19 protein-coding genes and 2 pseudogenes are annotated in these 23292 nt (G+C 61.5%); 6 read left to right on the top strand and 15 right to left on the bottom strand.

Going from position 1 to position 23292, the window contains the following annotated elements:
• Positions 1-19 precede the first annotated feature (19 nt).
• The 4 genes from PQR08_RS29155 (at position 20) to PQR08_RS29140 (ending at position 4960) form a co-directional block, all read left to right on the top strand.
• Complete coding sequence (locus PQR08_RS29155; protein ID WP_408163171.1) at positions 20-871, top strand: alpha/beta fold hydrolase; 852 nt, start codon at positions 20-22, stop codon at positions 869-871.
• Positions 872-899: 28 nt separating this feature from the next.
• Positions 900-1943: a 2,5-dihydroxypyridine 5,6-dioxygenase NicX family protein gene (locus PQR08_RS29150; protein WP_408163169.1), complete on the top strand. Its 1044-nt coding sequence runs from the start codon at positions 900-902 to the stop codon at positions 1941-1943.
• Between the two features lie 10 nt (positions 1944-1953).
• Positions 1954-2607 (top strand): isochorismatase family protein, encoded by a 654-nt coding sequence (locus PQR08_RS29145; RefSeq protein ID WP_162068533.1) that lies wholly within the window; start codon positions 1954-1956, stop codon positions 2605-2607.
• 73 nt (positions 2608-2680) lie between these two features.
• Positions 2681-4960, top strand: coding sequence for a xanthine dehydrogenase family protein molybdopterin-binding subunit (locus PQR08_RS29140; protein WP_408163216.1), 2280 nt, complete (start codon positions 2681-2683; stop codon positions 4958-4960).
• Positions 4961-4977: 17 nt separating this feature from the next.
• Here the strand turns inward: PQR08_RS29140 and PQR08_RS29135 are convergent, their stop codons facing one another.
• Positions 4978-5421, bottom strand: a complete 444-nt coding sequence (locus tag PQR08_RS29135) for a MarR family winged helix-turn-helix transcriptional regulator (RefSeq protein WP_162069141.1) — start codon at positions 5419-5421, stop codon at positions 4978-4980.
• Between the two features lie 458 nt (positions 5422-5879).
• On the opposite strand from PQR08_RS29135, the gene PQR08_RS29130 reads away from it, so the two are divergent.
• A complete protein-coding gene (locus PQR08_RS29130; protein WP_408163167.1) occupies positions 5880-7184 on the top strand; it encodes an MFS transporter in 1305 nt (434 codons plus the stop codon).
• Here PQR08_RS29130 and PQR08_RS29125 read toward each other — a convergent pair.
• Positions 7174-7338, bottom strand: a pseudogene (locus tag PQR08_RS29125) (Lrp/AsnC family transcriptional regulator); the annotation flags it as partial. The gene PQR08_RS29130 and the pseudogene PQR08_RS29125 sit on opposite strands and share 11 nt — an antisense overlap.
• 2 nt (positions 7339-7340) lie before the next feature.
• On the opposite strand from PQR08_RS29125, the gene PQR08_RS29120 reads away from it, so the two are divergent.
• Positions 7341-7712 carry a LysR substrate-binding domain-containing protein gene (locus PQR08_RS29120; RefSeq protein WP_408163166.1) on the top strand — a complete coding sequence of 124 codons (372 nt, stop codon included), beginning with the start codon at positions 7341-7343 and terminating at the stop codon, positions 7710-7712.
• On the opposite strand, the pseudogene PQR08_RS29115 reads toward PQR08_RS29120, so the two are convergent.
• From PQR08_RS29115 to PQR08_RS29055, 13 genes and pseudogenes are all read right to left on the bottom strand, one after another.
• Positions 7695-8800 (bottom strand): annotated as a pseudogene (locus tag PQR08_RS29115) (S-(hydroxymethyl)glutathione dehydrogenase/class III alcohol dehydrogenase). The gene PQR08_RS29120 and the pseudogene PQR08_RS29115 sit on opposite strands and share 18 nt — an antisense overlap.
• A gap of 298 nt (positions 8801-9098) precedes the next feature.
• Positions 9099-10037, bottom strand: a complete 939-nt coding sequence (locus PQR08_RS29110; protein WP_408163164.1) for a substrate-binding domain-containing protein — start codon at positions 10035-10037, stop codon at positions 9099-9101.
• 28 nt (positions 10038-10065) lie between these two features.
• The gene (locus tag PQR08_RS29105; protein WP_408163162.1) at positions 10066-11058 is read right to left on the bottom strand and encodes an ABC transporter permease; all 993 of its coding nucleotides are present in this window, start codon (positions 11056-11058) and stop codon (positions 10066-10068) included.
• 3 nt (positions 11059-11061) lie between these two features.
• Entirely contained in the window at positions 11062-12588 is a 1527-nt protein-coding gene (locus tag PQR08_RS29100) for a sugar ABC transporter ATP-binding protein (RefSeq protein ID WP_408163160.1), read from the bottom strand.
• On the bottom strand, positions 12585-13607 hold the full coding sequence (locus PQR08_RS29095; protein WP_408163159.1) for a zinc-dependent alcohol dehydrogenase: 1023 nt from the start codon (positions 13605-13607) through the stop codon (positions 12585-12587). The genes PQR08_RS29100 and PQR08_RS29095 overlap by 4 nt, the downstream gene beginning before the upstream one ends.
• Positions 13608-13700: 93 nt before the next feature.
• Complete coding sequence (locus PQR08_RS29090; RefSeq protein ID WP_408163157.1) at positions 13701-14717, bottom strand: aldo/keto reductase; 1017 nt, start codon at positions 14715-14717, stop codon at positions 13701-13703.
• A gap of 739 nt (positions 14718-15456) precedes the next feature.
• On the bottom strand, positions 15457-16908 hold the full coding sequence (locus PQR08_RS29085) for an MFS transporter (protein ID WP_408163155.1): 1452 nt from the start codon (positions 16906-16908) through the stop codon (positions 15457-15459).
• A gap of 329 nt (positions 16909-17237) precedes the next feature.
• Entirely contained in the window at positions 17238-18044 is an 807-nt protein-coding gene (locus PQR08_RS29080) for a shikimate dehydrogenase family protein (protein WP_408163153.1), read from the bottom strand.
• Positions 18041-19048 (bottom strand): Gfo/Idh/MocA family protein, encoded by a 1008-nt coding sequence (locus PQR08_RS29075; RefSeq protein ID WP_408163151.1) that lies wholly within the window; start codon positions 19046-19048, stop codon positions 18041-18043. The genes PQR08_RS29080 and PQR08_RS29075 overlap by 4 nt, the downstream gene beginning before the upstream one ends.
• A 22-nt stretch (positions 19049-19070) precedes the next feature.
• A complete protein-coding gene (locus PQR08_RS29070) occupies positions 19071-20003 on the bottom strand; it encodes an electron transfer flavoprotein subunit alpha/FixB family protein (RefSeq protein WP_408163149.1) in 933 nt (310 codons plus the stop codon).
• Positions 20004-20018: 15 nt separating this feature from the next.
• On the bottom strand, positions 20019-20768 hold the full coding sequence (locus PQR08_RS29065) for an electron transfer flavoprotein subunit beta/FixA family protein (RefSeq protein WP_408163147.1): 750 nt from the start codon (positions 20766-20768) through the stop codon (positions 20019-20021).
• Between the two features lie 52 nt (positions 20769-20820).
• The gene (locus tag PQR08_RS29060; RefSeq protein WP_408163146.1) at positions 20821-21780 is read right to left on the bottom strand and encodes an ABC transporter permease; all 960 of its coding nucleotides are present in this window, start codon (positions 21778-21780) and stop codon (positions 20821-20823) included.
• Positions 21781-21787: 7 nt separating this feature from the next.
• Positions 21788-23287: a sugar ABC transporter ATP-binding protein gene (locus tag PQR08_RS29055; RefSeq protein WP_408163145.1), complete on the bottom strand. Its 1500-nt coding sequence runs from the start codon at positions 23285-23287 to the stop codon at positions 21788-21790.
• Between the last annotated feature and the right edge of the window lie 5 nt (positions 23288-23292).

The raw sequence follows: 23292 nt of genomic DNA, 5'->3' as shown, positions 1-23292 counted from the left end.
ACTTTTGCGGAGCCACACCATGTCATCCACGTTTCTTCACGGCGGCAATGTGTTCGCCAACGGCATTCGCCAGCATTACCTGCGCTATGGACCCGGCGCAAGCAGCGCGGGCGGGCAATCGACGCGGCCGGCCATCGTCCTGATTCCGGGCATCACCAGTCCGGCGATCACCTGGGGCTTCGTCGGCGAAGTCCTCGGAAGCCGCTTCGATACCTATATTCTGGATGTGCGCGGGCGCGGGCTTTCGTCGGCGTCGGACACGCTCGACTACAGTCTCGACGCGCAAGCCGACGACGTCGTCGCGTTCGTCAAGGCGCTGGGCCTCGACGCCTTCAGTCTTCTCGGCCACTCGATGGGCGCGCGCATCGCCGCGCGCGCGGCGGGACGCATCGAGCGCGGGCTCAGGAGCGTCGTGCTGGTCGATCCGCCCGCGTCCGGTCCGGGGCGCCGTCCTTATCCTTCGCAGTTGCCGTGGTACGTCGATTCGATGGCGCTCGCGCGCAAGGGCATGGACGCGCAAGCCATGAGCCAGTTCTGTCCGACGTGGACCTTCGAGCAGCGCCAGTTGCGCGCGGAATGGCTGCATACGTGCGATGAACGCGCCGTGCTGGCGTCGTTCAAGGGCTTTCATGAAGACGACTTCTTCGCCGATGCAGCGCGCCTGAACGTGCCGTCGCTTCTCATCACCGCCGAGCGCGGCGACGTGGTCCGGCCGGAAGACGTCGCCGAATTGCAACGCGCCACGCCTTCGATGCTGCACACGCGCGTGCCGGATGCAGGCCACATGATCCCGTGGGACAACGAAGCCGGCTTCTATGCGGCGCTGGGCGATTTCCTCGGCGCGCCCGTGTCCCTGAACAAGCCTGCGTGAGCGCACCGCACATTCTTTGGAGATGACGATGGCCATCAGCGACTATCAACTCATCGAAGCGTGGAAGGAAGTGCTCACGCTCTCGAAGCTCGAACGCGGGCAGACGGTCACCATTCTGACGAGCGCGGGCACGCATCCTCAGACCTTGTCGTGCGCGCTCATCGCAACGCAGTCGATGGGCGCGATCGTGAACCGGTTGGACCTGCCGCCCATCAACGGCGAGAAAGGCTTCAGCCGCGATTCGCTCGCGTATCTCGGCACGACGCCGCTCACCGGCAATCAGGCGGCGATCGCCGCGCTCAAGAACAGCGATCTCGTGCTGGACCTGATGACCTTGTTGTTCTCGCCGGAGCAGCACGAAATCCTGCAGTCGGGGACCAAGATCCTGCTCGCGGTGGAGCCGCCCGAAGTGCTCGTGCGCCTCGTGCCGACGCTCGCGGACCGCACCCGCGTGCTCGCCGCGACCGAGCGCATCAAGGCGGCGCGTCAGATGCACGTGCATTCCGACGCGGGCACGGACTTCACCTGCCCGATGGGCAACTTTCCCGCCATCGCCGAATACGGTTTCGTCGATGAACCCGGCCGCTGGGACCACTGGCCGAGCGGCTTCGCGCTGACGTTTCCGAACGACAGGACCGCGCACGGCAAGATCGTCATCGACCGGGGCGATATTCTGCTGCCGCAAAAGCACTACGTCAGCGAGCCGATCACGCTTACGGTGGAAGGCGGCTATGCGGTGCGCATCGAAGGCGGCACGGATGCGGCGCTTTTGCGCGACTACATGGAAACCTTCGACGATCCCGAGGGCTATGCGATCTCGCACATCGGCTGGGGGCTGCAGCCGCGCGCGCGCTGGTCGACGCTCGGTCTCTACGATCGCGAAGCCACCATCGGCATGGACGCGCGCGCGTTCGAGGGCAACTTCCTGTTCTCGCTCGGACCGAACAACGAAGGCGGCGGCGATCGCACGACGACCTGCCATATCGACATCCCGCTGCGCCATTGCACCGTCTCTCTCGACAACGAGGTCGTCGTCCGGGATGGCCGCGTGCTCGACGCCAACCACGCATAGAAGGCACGACATGAACGATCTCACCCAGCATGCGGAAGCGCATGTCTACCGGCAACAGGGCTTCGGCACGCCGATGGCGCCCAAGGGCCGGGTCGCGCTGCTGATCGTGGATCTCGTGGTTGGCTTCGCCGACCCCGCGGTCTTCGGCGGCGGCAATATCCCGCAGGCGATCGAGCGCACGAAGCACGCGCTCAAGGCCGCGCGCGAGAACGGCTGGCCCGTCGCGCACAGCCGCATCGTCTACGCGGCCGACGGCAGCGACGATAACGTCTTCTCGCTGAAAGTCCCCGGCATGGCGACGCTCACCGAGGACAATCCCAACAGCGCCATCGTCGCGGAACTGACTCCGGCAAAGGGCGAACTGGTGGTTCGCAAGACGGTTCCCTCGGCATTCTTCGGCACGCAACTGACGCCGTGGCTCGCGCAGCAAGGCATCCAGACGCTGCTGGTGGCGGGCGCGGTCACGAGCGGCTGCGTGCGCGCGAGCGTCGTCGACGCCATGTCGTTCGGCTTCCGACCGTTCGTGCTGTCGGACTGCGTCGGCGATCGCGCGCTGGCGCCGCACGAAGCGAGTCTCTTCGACATGGCGCAGAAATACGCGACCGTACTTCCGCTGTCCGACGCGCTCGCGGCGATCTCGGCAGCCGAAGCCGAAGCGCGGTAGTGTAGGAAGCGGGCGCGGACCGCTTCGGCGGTTCACGCGCCGAGAGATGCCCGAGTGCATGACGAGGAAGAACGTGAATCGCGCCGATCTGCTTGCCCGAAACGGCCGCCTGGCCATCATTCGCCAGCCGCTTAGCCCGGTCGCCCCCGCGCGGGGCCAGCCGGGAAGCCATTCGACCTTCGTGCCGGATGTGCCCGAGGTGTTCGTGGCCGTTCTCGACGACGAAAGCATCCTCGCGTTCAACGGGCATGTGGATCTGGGCACGGGCATTCGCACGTCGCTCGCGCAAATCGTGGCGGAAGAGCTCGACGTTCCCGCCGAACGCGTTCGTATGATCCTCGGCTCGACCGCCGCGACGCCGAATCAGGGGCCGACTATCGCCAGCGCCACGATCCAGATATCGGCGGTTCCGCTTCGCTGCGCGGCGGCGCAGGCACGGCTCTCCCTCCTCGACCTGGCCGCGCAACGCATGGACGCCGCCATCGAGCGCCTCACGGCGGCGAACGGGCGTGTGTTCCTCAAAGACGCCGATGCCACCGGCGGCCGTACTTTCGGCGAGCTGGTGAAAGACCGGCAGATCACGGCCGAACTCGATACGCAGGTCAAGACGAAAGACCCGGCCGACTATCGGCTCATCGGCCGTTCGTCGAGACGTGTGGATATGCCTGCCAAAGCCACCGGAGAGCTGACCTTCGTGCACGACGTGCGCGTGCCCGGCATGCTGCATGGCCGCGTGGTGCGGCCGCCTTACAGCGGCATCGACTCGGGTCCGTTCGTCGGCCGGTCCCTGATTTCGGTCGATGAATCTTCCGTCGCCGATATCCCCGGACTTCGCGCGGTGGTCGTCGTCGGCGATTTCGTGGGTGTCGTGGCCGAGCGCGAGGAGTTCGCCGCGCGCGCCGCGCGCAGACTCAAGGTGCAATGGCGCGAAACGCCGGCCCTGACGTCGATGGACGATATTGGGCAAGCCATCTCGAATGCGCCAGCGACACGCCGGCTTCTGCTCGAAGAAGGCGATGTCGAACGCGTGCGCGACGCGACGGGCACCACGACCCTTTCGCGCACTTACGTGTGGCCTTATCAGATGCACGGGTCCATCGGACCATCGTGCGCGGTCGCGGATTATCGCGAGCCCGGCGACGGACGCATCACGGTCTGGTCCGGCACGCAGAATCCGGTTTCGTTGCGGCATGACCTTGCGAAGCTCGTCGGACGCAGCGAAGCCGACTTCGACATCGAACGCATGGAAGCGGCCGGATGCTACGGCCGCAACTGCGCGGACGATGTCTGCGGCGATGCGCTGCTGCTCTCACGCGCGGCCGGGCATCCGGTCCGGGTCCAGTTGACGCGTCAGGACGAGCACCTTTGGGAACCCAAGGGCACCGGGCAGGTGATGCAGGTCACGGGCACGGTCACGGACGGCGGCGAACTCGTCGGCTACGACTTCTCGACGCGCTATCCGTCCAACGATGCGCCGCTGCTCGCCCTGCTGCTGAGCGGTGTTCAGCCGGCCGTTTCCGGTGTGTTCGAAATGGGCGACCGCACGGCTGTGTCGCCCTACGAGTCGCCGAACCGGCGTTTCGTCTGCGAGGATCTGGCGTCGATCGTGCGTGCGTCGTGGCTGCGCGGCGTCTCGGCGCTGCCCAATTCCTTCGCCCACGACGCGTTTGCCGATGAGTGCGCGGCGCTGACGGGCACCGACCCGCTCGAGTATCGCCTCCGGCATCTGAAGGACGATCGGGCGATCGACCTCCTGCGCGCCGTCGCTCAGCGCGCCGGGTGGCAGGCTCGGCCAAAGCGTATCGAGAAGCACGGCCGCCTCGTGCGCGGAAGAGGCATCGCCTACGCGCGCTATGTGCATAGCCGCTTCCCCGGCTTCGGCGCGGCGTGGGCTGCGTGGATCGTCGATCTCGTGGTCGACAGGTTGAGCGGCGAGATCACAGTCGAGCGCGTCGTGATCGGACAGGACACGGGCACGATGATCAACCCGGATGGCGTGCGTCACCAGATTCACGGCAATGTGATCCAGGTGCTGAGCCGTTCGTTGAAAGAGCGCGTGCGTTTCAGCGAAGGCAAGACCGCGGCGCGCGACTGGTCGAGCTACCCGATACTCACCTTCGCCGAGGTGCCCGCGATCGACGTGGTGCTCATGCCCCGGCAAGGCGAACCGCCGATGGGTGCGGGCGAATCCGCTTCGGTGCCCGGCCCTGCCGCGCTGGCCAACGCCATCTTCGATGCAACCGGCGTGCGATTCTTCGCCCCGCCGTACACGCCGGACGCCATCCGCGCCGGTCTGGACGAAGCCGGGCGGCGCTACGCGTCGAACGAGGACGCTCGCACCGTTTCTTCTTAGCGAGCCGTCGGCGGCGATCAGCTTTCGTCGAGCTCGAGCATCTTGCGCAGCAAGTACTGCAGCGCCACCCGCTCGCCCGGATTTAGCTTGCCGTAGGTGCGCTCCGTGACCTGCGCGGCGAACGGCACGGTCGCGTCGATCAGCGCTTCCCCCTGGGGCGTGGCGTTCACCACCAGCTTGCGGCCATCCGTCGGGTCCGGCACGACTTGCACCAGCGCGCGCGCCTTGAGGCGATCTACGACGCCACGGATCGTCGCCTGGTCGATCGCCGTCGTCTTGACGATGTCGTTGAGCGAACATCCCCTGCTCTCCTTGACCGCGGACAACGCCACGAACTGCGCGGCGGTCAGTTGCGAATCGGGAATCGCCTCCTGAAAGATCGCGACGTGACGCTGATACGCACGACGCAACAGGTGACCGATCTGGTCATGAAAGTCGTAATCGTCGTTGGGAAGCGACATATCCGGAGAGGCGGTTTCAAAAGAGTGAGGCGCGGGGCGACGCGCTTGCAGGGCTTCCATTTTAACGGACCGACTCCGAAGCAAGACTGGATGATCGACGGCGGCCGACGAGAGGGCCACCAGGACGTGTTGCGCCACCTCGACGACACCTGCACGAAGATGGTGCCGGCGATTGTCGTCTCGGTGCATATTTGAGCGCATACGCTTAATATGTGTGCGAAACTTGCTTTCATCCATGGGGTTTTACCCCCGTAATGGCGATGTCCAGTATCGCGAACCTAATTGCTATATGAAGCAGTAACACGTAGTTTCGCGGCTCCCTTCCCGCCGCGCGCACCGCAAACGGCTCTTAGGGTATTTTCTAGCGTGTACGCTGTATTTTGACATGCTATACAGAATCCTGCGGACGCAAAACACATGTTTTCGTCAAGGAACCTTCACCTAACCAGGGTCGCCCCATGTCAACTGTTCAATCTGGCGTAAGCGTCGCGTCGAGAGACACACATCAAGAGCTATACCGAAAGGTCACGTTTCGCCTCATCACGCTGTTCTGCCTGTGCTATTTCGCGGCGTACCTGGACCGCGTGAACATCGGTCTGGCCAAGCTTCAGATGCTCGACGCATTGAAGTTCGGCGATGCCGTCTACGGACTCGGCGCGGGCCTGTTCTTCGTGGGCTACGTGCTGTTCGAAGTCCCGAGCAATCTCATCCTCCAGCGCGTGGGCGCGAAGTTCTGGATTGCGCGCATCATGATCACCTGGGGTCTGTTGTCGGGTGCGACGATGTTCGTGCATACGCCGATGCAGTTCTACATCGTGCGATTCCTGCTGGGTGTGGCCGAAGCAGGCTTCCTGCCGGGCGTGTTGCTCTATCTCACGCAGTGGTATCCGGATGCGCGGCGTGCACGGATCGTGGCGCTGTTCATGGTCGGCCTGCCGATGTCGAGCATGGTCGGCAGCCCGATCTCCGGCTGGATCATGCGCTTCTTCGACGGAACACATGGACTCGGCGGCTGGCAATGGCTGTTTCTGCTCGAAGCACTGCCTTCCATCCTGCTGGGCCTCGCGGTGCTGCGCTGGCTGCCAAACACCATCGAATCGGCGAAGTGGCTGACCGACGATGAAAAGAAGATGCTGCGCGCGCAGCTCGCCGAAGAAGGCTCGGACCACAAGAGCCACAAGCTGAGCGAAGCCTTCACGAACCGTAAAGTGTGGTCGCTTGGACTCATCGATCTGTGTGTGCTGCTCGGCCTGTACGCCGTGAGCTTCTGGTTGCCGACCATTCTTCGTGACACGGGCGTCACGGACTCGTATCACATCGGCTGGCTGATGGTCATTCCGAACGCCGCCGCCGTCGTCGGCACGTTGCTTTGCGGTTCGAGCTCGGACCGGGCGCGCGAGCGGCGGTGGCATATCGTCGTGCCATTCGCAGTGGCTGCCGCTGCGCTGGTGATCGCCGGGGCGATGACACCGAGTACGGCGATGACGGTCCTGCTCTTCTCGCTCGTGAATGCAGGCGCGGCAGCAGCGATGCCCGTGGTATGGGCCCTTCCTTCGACGTTTCTTCGGGGCACAGCGGCGGCCGGGGGGATTGCTTTCGCGTGCTCGATAGCGAACGTGGGTGGCTTCGGAAGCACATATCTCATCGGCTATCTTCGCGACACGTTCCACACGCAAAGCGCCGGTCTCTACGCGTTCGCCGCGTTCATCCTGTTCGGTTGCGCGCTGGCGCTCGCATTCCCGAAGAAGCTGGTCAATCGTTGACTCGGCTGCACTCGAAACCCCAGGACGGCACCACGTCACCGCGCTCCTTCACGACCTTCGCCACGACGTACGTGAAGTAGCGCTCGATCCCGAGACCTTCGGTGAGCAGACCATCCATGAAGCGCTGGTAATGATCGATGTCGCGGGATAACAGTGTTGAATCGGAGAGCTGATCTCGTTGAGGGGCCGTTTGACGTAGCGATCTGGGCGCGCGAGCGGTTGGACTCTGAAGCCGGGTTGATTGTTCGGAAACTCGGTGTCAGCCGGCGCATCCTCGTCGTGGCTCCCGACTATTTGAAGCGGCGACCGCCGATCGGCGATCCCGCCGATCTGCAGCACGAACAGGTGGTGACGCTCGCGGAAGACGGAGCTGAGACCGAATGGATCGTGATGCGGCAGAGCAGCGAACAGCGAGTCGTTGAGCTCACCCCGCGTTTCATGCTTATAGATACGCTGCATGCCGCCGAACGACGCGTGCGATTCGATCAGTTCGAGCATCGCGTCACTCCTCTAGTAGATGACGACTGAGCGGATCGACTCGCCCTTCTTCATTAAATCGAAGCCTTCGCTGATCTGGTCGAGCCTCAGGTGGTGCGTGATCAGATCGTCGATGTTGATCTTGCCTTCCATGTACCGGTCGACGATCTTCGGCACCTCGGTGCGGCCACGCGCGCCGCCGAATGCCGAGCCCTTCCACTGACGGCCCGTGACCAGCTGGAACGGCCGCGTGCTGATCTCTTCGCCCGCCGCTGCCACGCCGATAATGAACGACTGGCCCCAGCCCTTGTGCGTACATTCGAGCGCCTGGCGCATTAGCGTCGTGTTGCCGACGCACTCGAACGAATAGTCCGCGCCGCCATCCGTCAGCTGCACGATGTAATCGACAACGTTCTCGACCTCCTTCGGGTTGACGAAGTGCGTCATGCCGAACTTCTTCGCGAGTTCGACGCGGCCCGGATTGATATCGACACCGATGATCTTGTCAGCACCTACCATTTTGGCGCCCTGGATCACATTCAAACCGATGCCGCCTAGACCGAACACGACGACATTCGCGCCCGCCTCCACATTGGCCGAATAAACGACAGCGCCGATGCCCGTCGTCACGCCGCAGCCGATGTAGCAGACCTTGTCGAACGGTGCATCTTCGCGAATCTTCGCGACCGCGATTTCCGGCACCACGATGTAGTCGAGAACGTGGACGTGCCCATGTAGTGGAACAAAGGCTTGCCGTCGAGCGAGAAGCACGACGTCGCGTCGGGCATCAAGCCCTTGCCCTGCGTCGAGCGGATCGCCTAGCACAGGTTCGTCTTGCGCGACAGACAGAACTTGCATTGGCGGCACTCGGGCGTGTAGAGCGGAATCACGTGATCGCCCTTCTTCAGCGTGCCCACGCCTGGACCGGTATCGACGACGACGCCCGCGCCTTCGTGGCCGAGAATCGCGGGGAAGATGCCTTCCGGATCAGCGCCGGACAGCGTGTAATAGTCGGTATGGCAGATGCCCGTCGCCTTCACCTCGATCAGCACTTCACCCGCGCGCGGACCGTCGAGGTCGACTTCTTCGATCGTCAACGGTGCGCCTGCCTTCCATGCAACGGCTGCTCTTGTCTTCATGAATCTTTGCCCGCTGATGGTGGGTTCGGTCCAAATATTTCCCATGCGTCACCTCGTTGCGTATGCCTTCCATAATAGCGTGGGCGGGTTACCGCGTCACGGCATAGACGCAGGCGCCTGCGGTCTGACGATGCGGCGGTTATTGCTCGGTCTCCAGTTGAGACAGGCGGTATTCAATTAGCGATCCTAAGGTAATGCGCTAATTCCTTTTATGTAAAGGCTAGGTTCTGGTGACTAAGCTTGTCTTCGATTGAAAGGAATTGCGCCATTCATAGCGACAACGCAATTCCGTTGCTTTTTAAAACGCCGGCTTCACCGAATCAATGTTGTCCTTTGTGACTCGCACGGTAGGCAATACGAACTTGGGGGGCACCTTTTCGCCCTTCAAGATCTTGACCGCGACGGCCATACTCTCTGTACCGGCGGGCGGGTACAGCCACGTCGCAGCCTCATCGCCTGCGCGGATCGCGTCAAATTCCTCCTTTTGCCCGTCGAGCCCGAGCACCTTGATCTCGCCCGATCGGCCGCTTTCCTTGATCGCTTGAATCGCACCGAGCGCCATCTCGCCATTCGCTGCGAACACGAGATCGATTGTGCCGGCCGGATGCGCCTGCAGGATGTTCTGCATCGTCGCATAGGCCTTCGGGCGACGGTAATCCGCGGGTTGCCTTGCGATTACTTTGATGTCCGCATATTTTCCGGTCACCGACGTGACACCGCCAATACGGTTTACCGATGTTTCGTCACCCGGAATTCCTTCAAGCAAAACAATATTGCCTTTGGGCTTGCCATACTTCTTCGTCAGCGTTTCGACAATGTATTGACCAGCGTCCGCTCCGAGCGCACGATTATCGCCTGAGACCATGGTGATAGCGCCGGCATTATCAATAGGTTTGCCGACAAACATGTATGGCACCCCTCGCTCCTTTAACGACGCCAACTCCTGACGCAGCCCTTCGGCTTTCCCCGCCTGTACAAGCAACAGCTTGATGCCCTTGGATTCCATGTCCTCGATACCGGCAATTTGGCCAGCGACGTTGCCCTGCCCGTCAGTGGCAAGAACCTTGATACCGGCAACCGCTGCAGCTTCGTTGACCTGCTTGCGCTGCGTGGCAAGCCACGGATGATCAAGGCTCTCCTGCGAGAGTCCGATCGTGTCGGCCGCAAGCGCGCTCGCGGAGGCGCTAAAGGCAAGCGCTGTGGCGGCTGCGAGCTGCATCAATTTCGCGTTGAACATGGTTGTCTCCTTGGATTATGGAACCGCTTTAGCGGCCTTTTGAACGATTGAGTTGCGCGTGGATCAACACCGCGCCGACAATGATTGCGCCCTTCACGATTAGCTGCGTATAGGCAGGAATGTTGAGCAAATTGAGAAGGTTGTTCAGAACGCCGATCAGCAAGACGCCGACGATCGTGCCGCCGATGCCACCCGCGCCACCCGATAGGCTCGTGCCGCCGACGACCACTGCGGCGATCGCATCGAGTTCGAGGCCCTTGCCGAGATTCGCCTCGCCAATATTGAGTTGCGTCGACATGACGAGGCCACCGAGACCTGCGAACAATCCGGAGAGGCAATAGGCGATCACACGAACCTTGTCCACCGGCACGCCTGACAGACGCGCTGCTTCCGCATTGCCTCCTACTGCGTACACATGTCTCCCATAGCGCGTCATCCGCAATATCACCGCCGACGCGATCGCCATGACGATGAACAGCAATGCCTGCACCGGCACGCCACCAAGTTTGCCGCGTCCGATCCACGACAGCGACACCGGCACACCGATGACCGGCTGTCCATCCGAATAAGCGAGCCCGACGCCAACAAGTGCCGTCATCATCCCGAGCGTGACAATGAACGGCTGGATGCGCCCCTTCGTGGTAATGAAACCATTGGCCCAGCCGCACGCGATAGCGACCGCAAGGCCGCCAGCCAGTGACGCGAACGGTCCGTAGGGCTTGAGCCCAGCGATGGCGAGCGTGGTGAGCGCGAGAATGGATCCCACCGAAAGATCAATGCCTGCCGTGAGAATAACGAACGTCATGCCAAGCGATGTCAGCCCGACGACCGACACCTGACGCACGACGTTCAACAGGTTCTCCGCTGTGAGGAAGTAAGGCGAGGACACCGCCGCCGTCACACACAAGAGCATGAAGATGGCGAGAATTCCGAAGCGCTGGATAAGTTCGATACGCCGATAAGCACCGCTCGAAAATCGTCCGTTCGAAGTCGCGCCAGAAATGGGTTCTACTAGTGCCATGATTTACCTCGCTATCATATGAAGGACCGACTCTTCCGTCGCGCCGTGTGCGGAAGCTTCTCCCGTGACCACGCCATCGCGCAGCGCGACGATGCGATCGGCCATCCCGAGCAACTCCGGCAATTCCGACGAGATCAGGAGCACCGCTTTACCGGAACGTGCGATCTCATCGATCAACCTGTAGAACTCGACCTTCGCGCCAACATCGACGCCGCGCGTCGGTTCGTCCAAAATCAGCAGCGTGTAATCGTGAGCGATCCACTTCCCGAACACGACCTTTTGCTGATTACCACCGGACAGTGTGCCGACCGGCACTTCCGCGCTCGACGCCGATACGGCTAGTTGCTTGCAGACGGACGCTACCCGCGCTTGCTCGCGGCGCCGATTGATGAAGCCCAACCGGCAAACGCTCTCGAGTGTGGGAAGCATGGCGTTCTCGCGAATGCTGAGGCCGAGCACAAGTCCTTGCGCCTTGCGATCTTCAGGCACAAGCGCGACGCCTGCGTCGATCGCCTCCGCAGCCGTTTTGGGGCGATGAATGCGGCCCCCCAGCGATATCTCGCCCGACTCGATGTCGTCGAGTCCGAATATCGCGCGTGCCACTTCCGTGCGCCCCGCGCCGACAAGTCCTGCTAGTCCCACGATCTCGCCTGCACGAACGCTGAAGGTGACGTCTTTTACTCGTTCCGCGAGCCGCAGCGCTTTTACATCGAGCACGATGTCGTTGCTGGTCGCATCACCGCCACGCCGATCGGGAAAGCGCGTGTCGACTTCGCGGCCTACCATGAGACGGATCATCGCCGCGCGGTCGAGGTCTGCTACCTTGCGCGTGCAGACCGATCGACCGTCCTTTAGGATCGTGCAGGTGTCGCAGAGGTCGAAGATCTCATCCATTCGATGCGACACATAGAGAATCGTGACGCCATCGCGAGACAACGTCCGCACTACGTTGTAGAGCAGCGTCATCTCGTGATCGGAGAGGGTCGCAGACGGTTCGTCCATGATCAGCACGCGAGCCGAAACCGCGAGTGCCTTCGCGATCTCGACGAGTTGCTGTTCGGCCACAGACAGCGTGCTAACACGCCTGCGCACGTCGATCGGTGCGCCGATGCGCGCGAGCAGCGCCTTCGCTTCGCTACGCATCGAAGCGGCATCGAGAAGACCGCGCGTGATTCGCTCGCGGCCCAGGAAGATGTTTTCGGCGACACTCAATGCTGGGATCAGGTTGAATTCCTGATAGATCGTCGATACGCCCGCGTCCACCGCCTCGCTCGGCGATGCCGGCGCGTAGACCACGCCATCGAGCATGAGTTGGCCTTCGTTCGGAGCGGTCGCGCCGCTCAGTATCTTGATCAATGTGGATTTACCCGCGCCGTTCTCGCCGATGAGAGCATGCACGGAACCCTTGGCACATGAAAATTCCACGCGATCCAGGGCCCGTACGCCGGGGTACGTCTTGCTGATTCCCTTCACTTCCAGCACGTTCATGGACAACCTCAACTGCGCGTTGGTGACGATGGGTCGACTCAAGCGATTTGCAACTGAATTTTCAGGACACTCTTGTCCTCAGCTAGTCGCTTGAACGCAGCCTGAACGTCATCCAGCCGATAGATGGTGGTGAGGAACGGCGCGACATCTACGCGTCGATAGCCGAGCAATGTGGCCGCTTCGTGCATGTCGTCTCCCATGCCGGCGACGCTGCCTTGCACACCCTGCTCGCGCAGCACGAAAGCGAGCGCGGAGATCCTGAACGTGTGGCCTGGTTTGGCGATACCGAACGCAATCACGCGGCCTCCGGGGCGGATCAGTGTGAACGCCTGCTCGTAAAGTTCAGTCGAACCCACGCTTTCGATCGCGACATCCACACCCCGTCCGTCGGTCGCTGCACGCACGGTGGCGTCGAGTTGCGACGGATCGGTGACGACGAAATCCGCGCCCAGCTCCTTCGCAAGCGCCGCGCGCTGTGCATTCGGCTCGACGACGATCACGGGCGCCGCACCCGCGCGCACGGCCAATTGCATGTGCATCTGCCCGATGGGCCCGGCTCCGATGACTAGTACGCTTTCGCCAAGTCGCAAATGTCCTTTGCGGAACGCGCGCACGATGCATGAGAGCGGTTCAACCATCGCGCCCTCCTCCACCGGCATTGCAGCGGGCAGCGGAACGACCGCATACGCCGGCACGCGCACGTACTCAGCCATGCCGCCGTTCACATGGATGCCGAGTTGAACCATCTGTGTGCAATTGAGGATCTCGTTCTTGCGGCAATAGAAGCAACTGCGGCATCCGAGATTGATGTCGGCAGTCACGGCCTGACCCACCTTCAAACCGTTCACCGCCGAGCCGACTTCAGCAATCGTCCCAGAGAATTCGTGTCCGGGAATCAGCGGCAGGCGGTCGCTCGAATAGTTGCCGTGATAGATATGCAGGTCGGTCCCGCAGATGCCGCAACGCTCAACTTTAATCAGCACGTCGGACGCGCCGCACTCTGGAACGGGCACATCGCGCAACTCGAACTGCATCGGAGCAACAAGAACAGCAGCTTTCATGAATTCTCCCTAACGGTGAAGCGTGGACGCGAGCTGACCCAGCCGCCGCTGCGATGCGCAGCGGCGGAACACGCGCGCACGATAACGCGTGAGTTATTGCGGTGTCGGTGCGTCCTGCCGGATCAATTCGCGACGCTTTAGCTCGTCCCAGAACGCCGGAGGGATATCTGCCCGGAAGGTCTGCAAGTTGTCTTCGAGCTGCGCAACGGTACGCACGCCAGGAATGTTGGTCGGAATCGCAGGATGGCCCAGCACGAACTGCAACGACGCCGCTTTCAACGGCACCGCGTATTCGCGACACACCTGCTCGATCTGCCGAACCCGTTCGAGAATTGCTTCCGGGGCGGGCGAATAGTTGTATTTTGCGCCGGCCACGGCGCCTGTCGCGAGGATGCCGCTGTTGTATCCACCACCGAGGATCACGGACACCTGACGTTTTTCGCATAGCGGCAGGAAGCCATCGAGCGCGTCCTGCTCGAGCAGTGTGTAGCGCCCGGCTAGCAGCAGGCAATCGAAGTCAGCCTGCTTGATGGCTTCGTGGGCGACTTGCCATTCGTTGACGCCCACGCCCACTGCTTTTACGACGCCTTCGTCGCGCAACTTCAACAGCGCCTTTGCCGCGCCCGACATCGCCGCGTCGAACATTTCAGGCTGCCGGTCGCCGTGCGTGAAGGCGTCGATGTCGTGGATCAGCGCGATGTCAATGTGCTCAAGCGCCAGCCGCTGCAGGCTGTCTTCGATCGAGCGCATTGTGCCGTCGTAGCTATAGTCGAAGCGCATTTCGAACGGCAGACCGTCGACCCACGGCGTGAAGTTGATCTCTGCGCGCTTGCGTGGTTTAAGAAGTCGGCCGACCTTTGTGGACAGCACATACTGATCGCGCGGATACCAGCGTAAGCCCTGCCCGCACCGCGCTTCGCTCAAGCCGTGGCCGTACATCGGCGCAGTGTCGAAGTAGCGCACGCCGGCGTCCCATGCGGCCTTAATTAAGGCCGCCGAATCGTCTTCGGAAATCGGCCGGAAAATGTTGCCTATCGGCGCGGCACCGAAACCCATCAGCGTCGTTTCGAGTCCCGATCGCGGCCATCTACGCTTTTCTGCTGGATTCATCCTTGTCTCCTGTCGACTTTAGAGGTGGGCGTTTCAACGCATGTGTGGTTCCGTGTGGCAGTGCGACCGAAGTGGTCATTCGCGGAGCCTTTCCACCTCTACTCTATAACCCACCGGATAGTTACTTGATACCTATGCTAAGCGCAGCTGCAGGATCAATCAAACGGGGTTTTCCCGGGGCTACCATGTGCCGTCGAGAGTTCGTGGGCCGCTCCTCGTGCTCAATCAAGCGAACGCCCAAGAATTGGCTGTCCGCAGACGTGCGCGGAATCATCTAGCACTGCGTGGAGAACTTAGCTCGTGATCTCGTTCGCGCCCCTGCAGCGCTGTGGTGCTCGAGCGAAAGGACACGATGGCGCTTGTTTTAGAGGTGGCAACTGGTGGCACAGTGGACGCCCGCCTGCATCAATCGCGACGATCTGAGCCTCCGGGATCGGCGTCTCATAGCTTCGACAGGACGTATTCTTATCGCTTGTGCCGCGATGGCTTCACGATGCCCTGCCTCCCGTTTTATGCGACGCAGTCACGCATGTCGCGGCTACGTGAATAACCTTCTGCCGGTGACCCGAGCCTGTCCATGGGCGAGTCGAAGCATCAGGTTGCACAATGCGGGCGAGGCCGTCAGCACCGGTAACCCGTGTTCGGGGATGAACGACGCCGAACCCAGCGCGTCCGATTATCCGCATATCTGCGCTGCTATCATCCAGGCGGCGGCCAAAGGCAGGCCGCCGATTTTGCTTCAATCTCTTGCTGATTTTGAATTTCCCAACGGCGGTATTGACCGCTCCGCTTTGACAAGTCTCGCATCGACCAGCGACTGCGCCCGTATCCGCCGGTATTCTCGCTCGTCGACGGGCACGGCACGCGGCTTACCCAGATCGTTCAGGTGCACGCGGAAGGTTTCCCGCGCGGTCAGCGCCGCAACCGCCGCGACGATCGTCGCAACAAACGTAATGGCACCGATTGTGAGCGGAACGTTGGCCGACCCTCCCGGCGGTGCGACGGCGACAAACAGCGCAGGCAGCAGCGCCGCGATGGTGATTCCGACGTTATGCCCGATCGCCACCCCGGTGACTCGATTGCGAGTGCGGAACAACTCGGGATAAAAGCTTGGGAAGATAGCATTGAAGCCCTGGTAAGCAACACCCCACATCAGCAGCGCCATGATGATCGCCAAAGGCGTGTTACGGATGCTGATGGAATAGAGATAGCCGAACGACAGCAGACCTGAGGCGAGCGCACCGACGATCGCCGGGAGTCGACGACCAATTCTGTCCGACAGATTGCCGACATAGGGGATCAAGATCACCGCCAGAATGTTGCCAAGCACCGGAATCCAAAGATATACGTCCGCATGGAAGCCGATTCCATAAGCTGGCTGGACCGCATACGCAGCACCGAAGATCGTCGCTACGACCGGAATAACGGTCGTCAACGACATGCAGGCGACGCGCAAGATATTGGCCCAACTATCGGCGAAGGCATGGATGATTGGCGACTTCGCAATCTCACCATGCTCGTCTTCTTCGACAAACGCCGGAGTCTCATCGACATCGCGTCGAATGAAATAACCCGCGACGATGATAAAAAAGCTCAAGAGGAAGGGTATGCGCCAGCCCCAGGCAGTGAACGCGTCCGTCGGTATATAGTGGGCAAGGGGCAAGAACACCGCCGCAGCCAGAATCTGGCCCGCCTGCACACCCTGCAGCGTGAAGCTCGCAAAGAATCCACGCCGGCCAAATGGGGCGTGCTCAAGAACCATCGAGCTCGCTCCCGCAATTTCTCCAGCCACCGCGAAGCCCTGAATCAGGCGCATGGCGACCAATCCGATCGGCGCCCAAAGGCCAACCTGTTCATAGGTGGGCAGCAGGCCGACGGCCATGGTCGAAAAGCCCATCATGAACATGCAAAGAATCAGCACGTACTTGCGGCCGTGAGTGTCACCCAAATGACCGAGTACAAGGGCCCCGATCGGACGGGCCACGTAGCCGACACCGTATGTCGCCAGCGACGCGATGATGGCGATCTTGGGATCGTTCTTCGAAAAAAAGATCTGCGGGAAAATCAGTGATGCCGCCGTGGCGTATATGAAGAAGTCGTAATACTCCAGCATCGAGCCGATCCAGCCACTAGCGGCGGCTTTCTTCGACTGGTGCCTGCCTTTCGGTTCGTTATTTTTTAGATTGGCCATATGTCTCTCCAGGGTGATAGGCCGCTTCGCCGTACTGTCGCTAGCTTGCTGTGGAAGATGGTTCGCCCGACCGCGAGATGACGATAGTGCGGATGGCCTGTGTGATGACGGGCGATTTCGAGCAGGAGTGTCTGCTTCAGCTTTCTGCCGGTTTCAATCTTGTCTCAATCGGTGAGGCAGGTTCGTCGACCTTTTAAATAAATAACCCACCGGATAGTTACCTATGGCGTATTCTAAGCCCGATTTCGCCTTCCATCAAAGGAGGGTTTTCCCACCTCCTGCGATGCGATGCCGGGGCTTTCTCCGCCTTGCAGGTGGTGCGCCCAGCGCTATGCGGGAGCGATGAGTCCCAGAAACGCCGCCATCGGTTCGACTGAATTCTCGAGCAAGTAACGGCCGGGGTGCACGGCGAGGCCACGTGCCTTCGCGTTTTCCAACAGGCGCGTTTCTGCCGGTTTCATGATCAGGTCAGCAATAACGGCGTGTGGAGCAGCCTCGGCAAGATCAATCGGCACGGGGTCATCCGGGTGCATTCCGCACGGCGTCGCGTTGACGACAAGATCATGCTTCGCCCGCGCACACGCCTGGCTTTCGCCGATGACCGTTTTGCTCCCACGCGCCCGCAATGACCCCGCCAGCCGCTGCAACGATGCCGCACTACGGTCAAAGAGATCGAGCGAGACGATGCCCGCATCGATCAACGCATGCGCCACTGCCACGCCCGCTCCGCCTGTACCGACGATGAGTGCGGACTTCCCGCGCACGATGTGTTGGCGCCCTTCCAAACCCTTGACGAAGCCGACGCCATCGAACATGGCGCCTGTCCACGATCCATCGGCTTCACGGCGCAGACAGTTGACCGCGCCCGTTTGCTGCGCCGTGTCCGATAACTGCGTCGCATACGCGGTCGCATGCAACTTGTGTGGCACCGTCACGACCACGCCGGCGAGGTTGGCTACGCCGCGCAGCCCTTCGAGGACCCTCTCGAGGTTGGTTGCCGGCACATGAAACGGTACGAGCGCCGCGTTCACCCCATGCCGTTCGAACAAGGCATTGAAGAGCTGCGGGGATTTCGCCTGTACAATGGGATCGCCCAGAATCGCGACGATCCGTGTTTCTCCGTCTGTGTGTGTCACTGCCGGTGTCCTTTGCTGGTGGTGATGCGCTCGATCAGTCGCTGCACGCGCAGCGCGTCGTCGCCAGTTATCAATGGAGCGCGATCCTCACGGATGGCGGCGAAAAAATCCCTCAACAGATCACGATGGGCCGTGTGAGAGAAGTCCATCGGCTTCGCACCGAAGCCGGACGACGATGGGTCATTAAACTCATCGGCACGGCCGTCATGGAAGAACACCCGCAGATGTCCGCCTTCGAGCACCGCCGTCCCGTTGGCGCCAATCAGTTCAGCGCGCTCAGGAAAACCGGGGAACGCCGCCGTCGTCGCGAGTATTTGGCCGGCGGCGCCGCTCTCAAATGTGAGCGCGGCGTTCGCGAAATCTTCCGCCTCCATTGAATGGAGATGGGTTGTTGCGGTTGCCGCCACGACCGATGACACGTCGCCCGCCAGCCACATCAGGATGTCGAGCGAGTGAATGGCCTGCGTCATCAGCACCCCGCCGCCGTCGCGTGCATACGTGCCGCGGCCGGGCTCATCGTAGTAGGACTGCGGTCGCCACCAGCGCAAATCGACACCCGCATAGGCGAGCGGCCCGAGCGCGCCACTCTTGGCCAACGCTGCCAGCCGCTGCACAGCGGGACGGAAGCGGTTCTGGAAGACCACACCAAGTCGCACACCGGCATCGCGGCAGGCTTGGACGGCGCGTTCCGCCCGAGCCACCGATATGTCGAGCGGCTTTTCGAGCAGCACGTGCTTGCGTGCGGCAGCGGCCCGCTGAACCAGCTCAAGATGTGTGTTGGGCGGCGTAAGCACCAGAACGGCGTCAACGCTTTGGTCGTTCAGTACTGCGTCGAACGACTCGCTAACCGGGAAGCCGTGCGTCTTGGCGAAGTGCTTCAGCCGCTCCCGTGAACGGCCGACCACGCCCACCACTTCTACTTCATCATTCAGTTCGTTCAGGGCAAGTGCATGAGGCGTGGCGGCCAGTCCTGCCCCCACAATCACGATTCGTGTCTTTCGCATCGGCACGTCCTTTGGAGAGAAGTCAAATTAGCGCGGTCAATTCCGGAACGGCTTGGAACAGGTCCTGAGCCAGTCCGTAATCGGCGACGCTAAAAATCGGCGCTTCCGGGTCCTTGTTGATCGCGACGATGACCTTCGAGTCCTTCATACCGGCCAGGTGCTGGATCGCGCCCGAGATACCCACTGCGACGTAGAGTTGCGGCGCGACGATCTTGCCGGTTTGGCCGACTTGGTAATCGTTCGGGACGAAGCCCGCATCGACTGCCGCGCGCGATGCACCGAGCGCTGCGCCGAGTTTGTCGGCGAGCGGTTCCAGCACTTTGGTGTAGTTCTCGCCATTGCCTAAGCCGCGACCGCCCGACACGATGATCGAAGCCGACGTCAGTTCCGGACGATCCAGCTTCGTCAGTTCGCGGCTGACGAATCGCGAGATGCCCGCGTCAGCAGCCGCTTCGATCTTTTCCACCGATGCGCTACCGCCTTCCGCTACCATCGGATCGAAACCCGTCGAGCGGACGGTGATCACTTTGATCGAATCGCTCGATTGCACAATGGCGATCGCGTTGCCGGCGTAGATCGAACGCTCGAAGGTGTCGGCGGAATCCACGGAGGTGATGTCGCTGATTTGCGCAACGTCCAGATGCGCCGCGATACGCGGTGCGATGTTCTTACCATAGGCCGTAGCCGGAGCCAGAATGTGCGAGTAGTCCTTCGCGATATTTAGCACCGTTCCTTCGATGTTCTCAGCTAGGCCTTCGGCGAGGTGCGGGGCATTGGCGAGCAGGACTTTGGAAACGCCTGCAATTTTCGCGGCTTGATCCGCTGCGGCCTGCGCGTTCGAACCCGCGACCAGCACGTGAATGTCTCCGCCGATCTCCGAAGCAGCGGCCACCGTGTTCAGCGTTGCAGCCTTGATCAATGCGTTATCGTGTTCTGCAATTACCAAAATCGTCATTTTCGTGCGTCTCCCTTACAGAACCTTAGCTTCGTTCTTCAGTTTTTCGACCAGCGTCTTCACGTCCGGCACCATCACGCCGGCAGAGCGCTTCGCCGGCTCGGTAACTTTCAGCGTCTTTAGACGCGGCGTCACGTCGACGCCAAGGTCAACGGGCTTCATCGTTTCCAAAGGCTTCTTCTTCGCCTTCATGATGTTGGGCAGCGTGACGTAGCGCGGCTCGTTCAGGCGTAAGTCAGCGGTTACCACCGCCGGCAAAGTCAGCGAGAGCGTTTCAGCACCACCATCGACTTCACGCGAAACCGTTGCCTTGCCATCGGCCACGAGGACCTTTGAGGCAAAGGTTGCTTGCGGCAAGCCGGCCAAAGCGGCAACCATCTGACCGGTTTGATTCGAATCATCGTCGATGGCCTGCTTGCCAAGGATCACAAGCTGAGGTTGCTCTTTGTCGATCAGCGCCTTCAAAACTTTCGCGACTGCGAGTGGTTGTAGTTCCTCATTCGATTCGACGAGAATGGCGCGATCCGCGCCAATCGCCAATGCGGTGCGCAGGGTCTCCTGACACTGCGTCGCGCCGCACGACACCGCAACGACCTCGGTCGCCACACCCGCCTCGCGCAAGCGCACCGCCTCTTCAACCGCGATCTCATCAAACGGGTTCATCGACATCTTCACGTTCGCGATATCGACGCCGCTGCCATCCGACTTCACGCGCACCTTGACGTTGTAGTCGACCACCCTCTTTACAGTCACCAGAATCTTCATGTGCAAACCCTTCCTTCAACAATAGCCCGCGCGATACGGGCCGGATCGAAACTCACTTGATGACCAGCACCTTCGAACGATCGAATGCAACGGTCACCGCGACGATCAGAATTAGCCCGAACACAATCTGCTGTGCGAAAACGCTGATACCGACGAACGTCATGCCCACACGCGCCACGGACACCAGAAGCGCTCCCACCAGCGTCCTGCCGATACCACCGGCGCCACCCGTCAACGCGGTGCCGCCGACGATTACTGCAGCGATGGCCGGAAGCAGAAACTGGTCCGCCAGCGTGGGCGAGCCACTTCCCAGTCGCCCAGCCATCACCACCCCCGCCAGCCCCGCGAAGAATGACGACGTTCCAAACACAAGGCATTTGGTCACCGACACGCGCACGCCCGATGCAATAGCCGCCGGTTCGCCTGCACCAATCGCATCGGTTTGCCTGCCGAATACTGTCGAGCGGTGCAGAAACACGCAGAAGGCGAAGACCGCGACGGCAAGCAGGATTTCGTGCGGCACGCCGAACGAGGAGCCGGTGGTCCAACCCAGCGAGGCGTTGCGCATCTCATCGCTGATACCGATCGAACGGGTACCGGAAAGCGTCAACGCCGCTGCCGATGCAATCCCGCCCACCGCCAACGTCGCGATGAAAGACGGAATCCGCAGCACCGTCTGGATTACGCCGCTCAACAGACCGATGCCGAACGATGCCGCGAGCGCGACGACAGCCGCCATCGCGCCATAGCGCGGCAGCAACATCGCGACGATGACGCTCGAAAACGACGCCACCGCCTGCAGCGAAAGATCGATACTGCCGAGCAACACGACGAACGTCGTGCCGGCGGCCATAATAAAAAGCGTCGAACTGTCGGCGAGCAGGCCGAGTTGCGTCGACGGTGCGAGGAAGCTCGGTTGCGCAATCTCGATTAGCACGTACAGCACGATGAGCGCGAGGAAGGGCGCGTTGTCGCGCAGCTTCGTCGCGATGGATGCGTTCAGTTTTGGCATGTTGACCTCAGACCATGTGTTCGACGATTTCAACCTGCGAGGGCTTGTGACCCACCTCGCACGGCAGGATCCTTTCGGCGCGGCCGTCGCGCATGACCATCACGCGGTGGCTGAGCCCCAGAATCTCTTCGAGCGTGTCGCCGGTCAGCACGACAGCCACACCCTCCGCCGTCAGTTCGCGGATGAGCTGATAGACCTCCTCCTTCGCACCGACATCGAGACCGCGTGTCGGGTGATCGAGCACGAGAATCCGGCTGCCTGCGAAACGCCATTTCGCGAGCACCACCTTCTGCTGATTCCCTCCTGAGAGGTTGCGGCATGACGCATCTGGACCCGGCGTCTTGATATGCAAGCGCTGGATCCAGTCGTTAGCGAGCGCCCGTTCGCTTGCCTTGCGCACCACGCCCGCACGGCTGACAGCGCCGAGACGAGGCAGCGTCAGGTTCTGCGCGACGCTCATCTGCGTGACGAGTCCTTCGATCTTGCGCTCGCGCGGAACGTATCCGATGCCGAGTGAAACCGCGTGATTCGCCTGCGGCTTGAGTCGCGTGTTACCCACCATGACCTCGCCGCTATCGAGACTCTCCAGGCCCGCAATGACGCGGCACAGTTCCTCGCGCCCGGACCCGACCACGCCCGCCACGCCGAATACTTCGCCACAGTGCACGTCGAACGAGACGTCGTTGAGCACGTGCCCAAGCGTCGCGTTGCGCACCGACAGCGCCACTTCTGCGCGGCACGGCTTTTGCAGGTTCTCCCGGTAATACTCGCTGTGCAGCGAGCGTCCGACCATCAGCTCATGAAGCTTTGCCACTGACGCCGTCCCCGAAGCCATCTCGGAGACGACCTTCCCGTCCTTCATCACATACACGCGATCGCTCAACGACAGCAGTTCATCGAGCCGATGCGAAACGAACACGAACGACGCACGCGACTTCAACTCACGCACGAGGCCAAACAAGATTTCGATTTCCCCGGCTTCGAGCACGGACGTGGGTTCGTCGAGCAGAATGATCGGCGTGCCGCCGGTGCGGCTCGCGAGCGACAACGCTCTCGCGAGTTCCACCATCTGCCGCTGGCCGAACGACATGTCCTCGCACAGCGTCAGCGGATCGATGTCGAGATGCACCGTGGCAAGTTCCTTCTTCGCGGCGCGCTTGAGCTTCGTCCAGTTCACGCGGCCGAACGTAACGAACTCTTCTTCGCGCCCAAGAAACAGGTTCTCCGCGACGGTGAGATTCGGCAGGATCGACTGCTCCTGATAAACCATCGCGATGCCCTTGGACGTCGCGTCGCGCGGATTGCGGATGACGAGCGGCTTGCCGCCCAGTTCGATCTCGCCTGTATCTTGGCGATACGCACCGGTCAACAGCTTCATCAGCGTGGACTTGCCCGCGCCGTTCTCACCGATCAAGCCCACGATTTCATTCGGGCGGACTTCGATCGATACATTGTCCAGCGCAAGCACGCCCGGGAAGCGCTTGGTGATGTTCTTGAGTGAAAGCATGTCTA

This window comes from Caballeronia jiangsuensis (assembly GCF_046030135.1).
In the GTDB taxonomy this organism is placed as follows: domain Bacteria; phylum Pseudomonadota; class Gammaproteobacteria; order Burkholderiales; family Burkholderiaceae; genus Caballeronia; species Caballeronia jiangsuensis.
This window is presented reverse-complemented; position numbering and strand designations above follow the sequence as displayed.

Coding starts and splice junctions, on each gene's coding strand:
- PQR08_RS29155 (WP_408163171.1), top strand. CDS start 20: ATGTCATCCACGTTTCTTCACGGCGGCAATGTGTTCGCCAACGGCATT.
- PQR08_RS29150 (WP_408163169.1), top strand. CDS start 900: ATGGCCATCAGCGACTATCAACTCATCGAAGCGTGGAAGGAAGTGCTC.
- PQR08_RS29145 (WP_162068533.1), top strand. CDS start 1,954: ATGAACGATCTCACCCAGCATGCGGAAGCGCATGTCTACCGGCAACAG.
- PQR08_RS29135 (WP_162069141.1), bottom strand. CDS start 5,421: ATGTCGCTTCCCAACGACGATTACGACTTTCATGACCAGATCGGTCAC.
- PQR08_RS29130 (WP_408163167.1), top strand. CDS start 5,880: ATGTCAACTGTTCAATCTGGCGTAAGCGTCGCGTCGAGAGACACACAT.
- PQR08_RS29110 (WP_408163164.1), bottom strand. CDS start 10,037: ATGTTCAACGCGAAATTGATGCAGCTCGCAGCCGCCACAGCGCTTGCC.
- PQR08_RS29105 (WP_408163162.1), bottom strand. CDS start 11,058: ATGGCACTAGTAGAACCCATTTCTGGCGCGACTTCGAACGGACGATTT.
- PQR08_RS29095 (WP_408163159.1), bottom strand. CDS start 13,607: ATGAAAGCTGCTGTTCTTGTTGCTCCGATGCAGTTCGAGTTGCGCGAT.
- PQR08_RS29090 (WP_408163157.1), bottom strand. CDS start 14,717: ATGAATCCAGCAGAAAAGCGTAGATGGCCGCGATCGGGACTCGAAACG.
- PQR08_RS29085 (WP_408163155.1), bottom strand. CDS start 16,908: ATGGCCAATCTAAAAAATAACGAACCGAAAGGCAGGCACCAGTCGAAG.
- PQR08_RS29075 (WP_408163151.1), bottom strand. CDS start 19,048: ATGCGAAAGACACGAATCGTGATTGTGGGGGCAGGACTGGCCGCCACG.
- PQR08_RS29070 (WP_408163149.1), bottom strand. CDS start 20,003: ATGACGATTTTGGTAATTGCAGAACACGATAACGCATTGATCAAGGCT.
- PQR08_RS29065 (WP_408163147.1), bottom strand. CDS start 20,768: ATGAAGATTCTGGTGACTGTAAAGAGGGTGGTCGACTACAACGTCAAG.
- PQR08_RS29060 (WP_408163146.1), bottom strand. CDS start 21,780: ATGCCAAAACTGAACGCATCCATCGCGACGAAGCTGCGCGACAACGCG.
- PQR08_RS29055 (WP_408163145.1), bottom strand. CDS start 23,287: ATGCTTTCACTCAAGAACATCACCAAGCGCTTCCCGGGCGTGCTTGCG.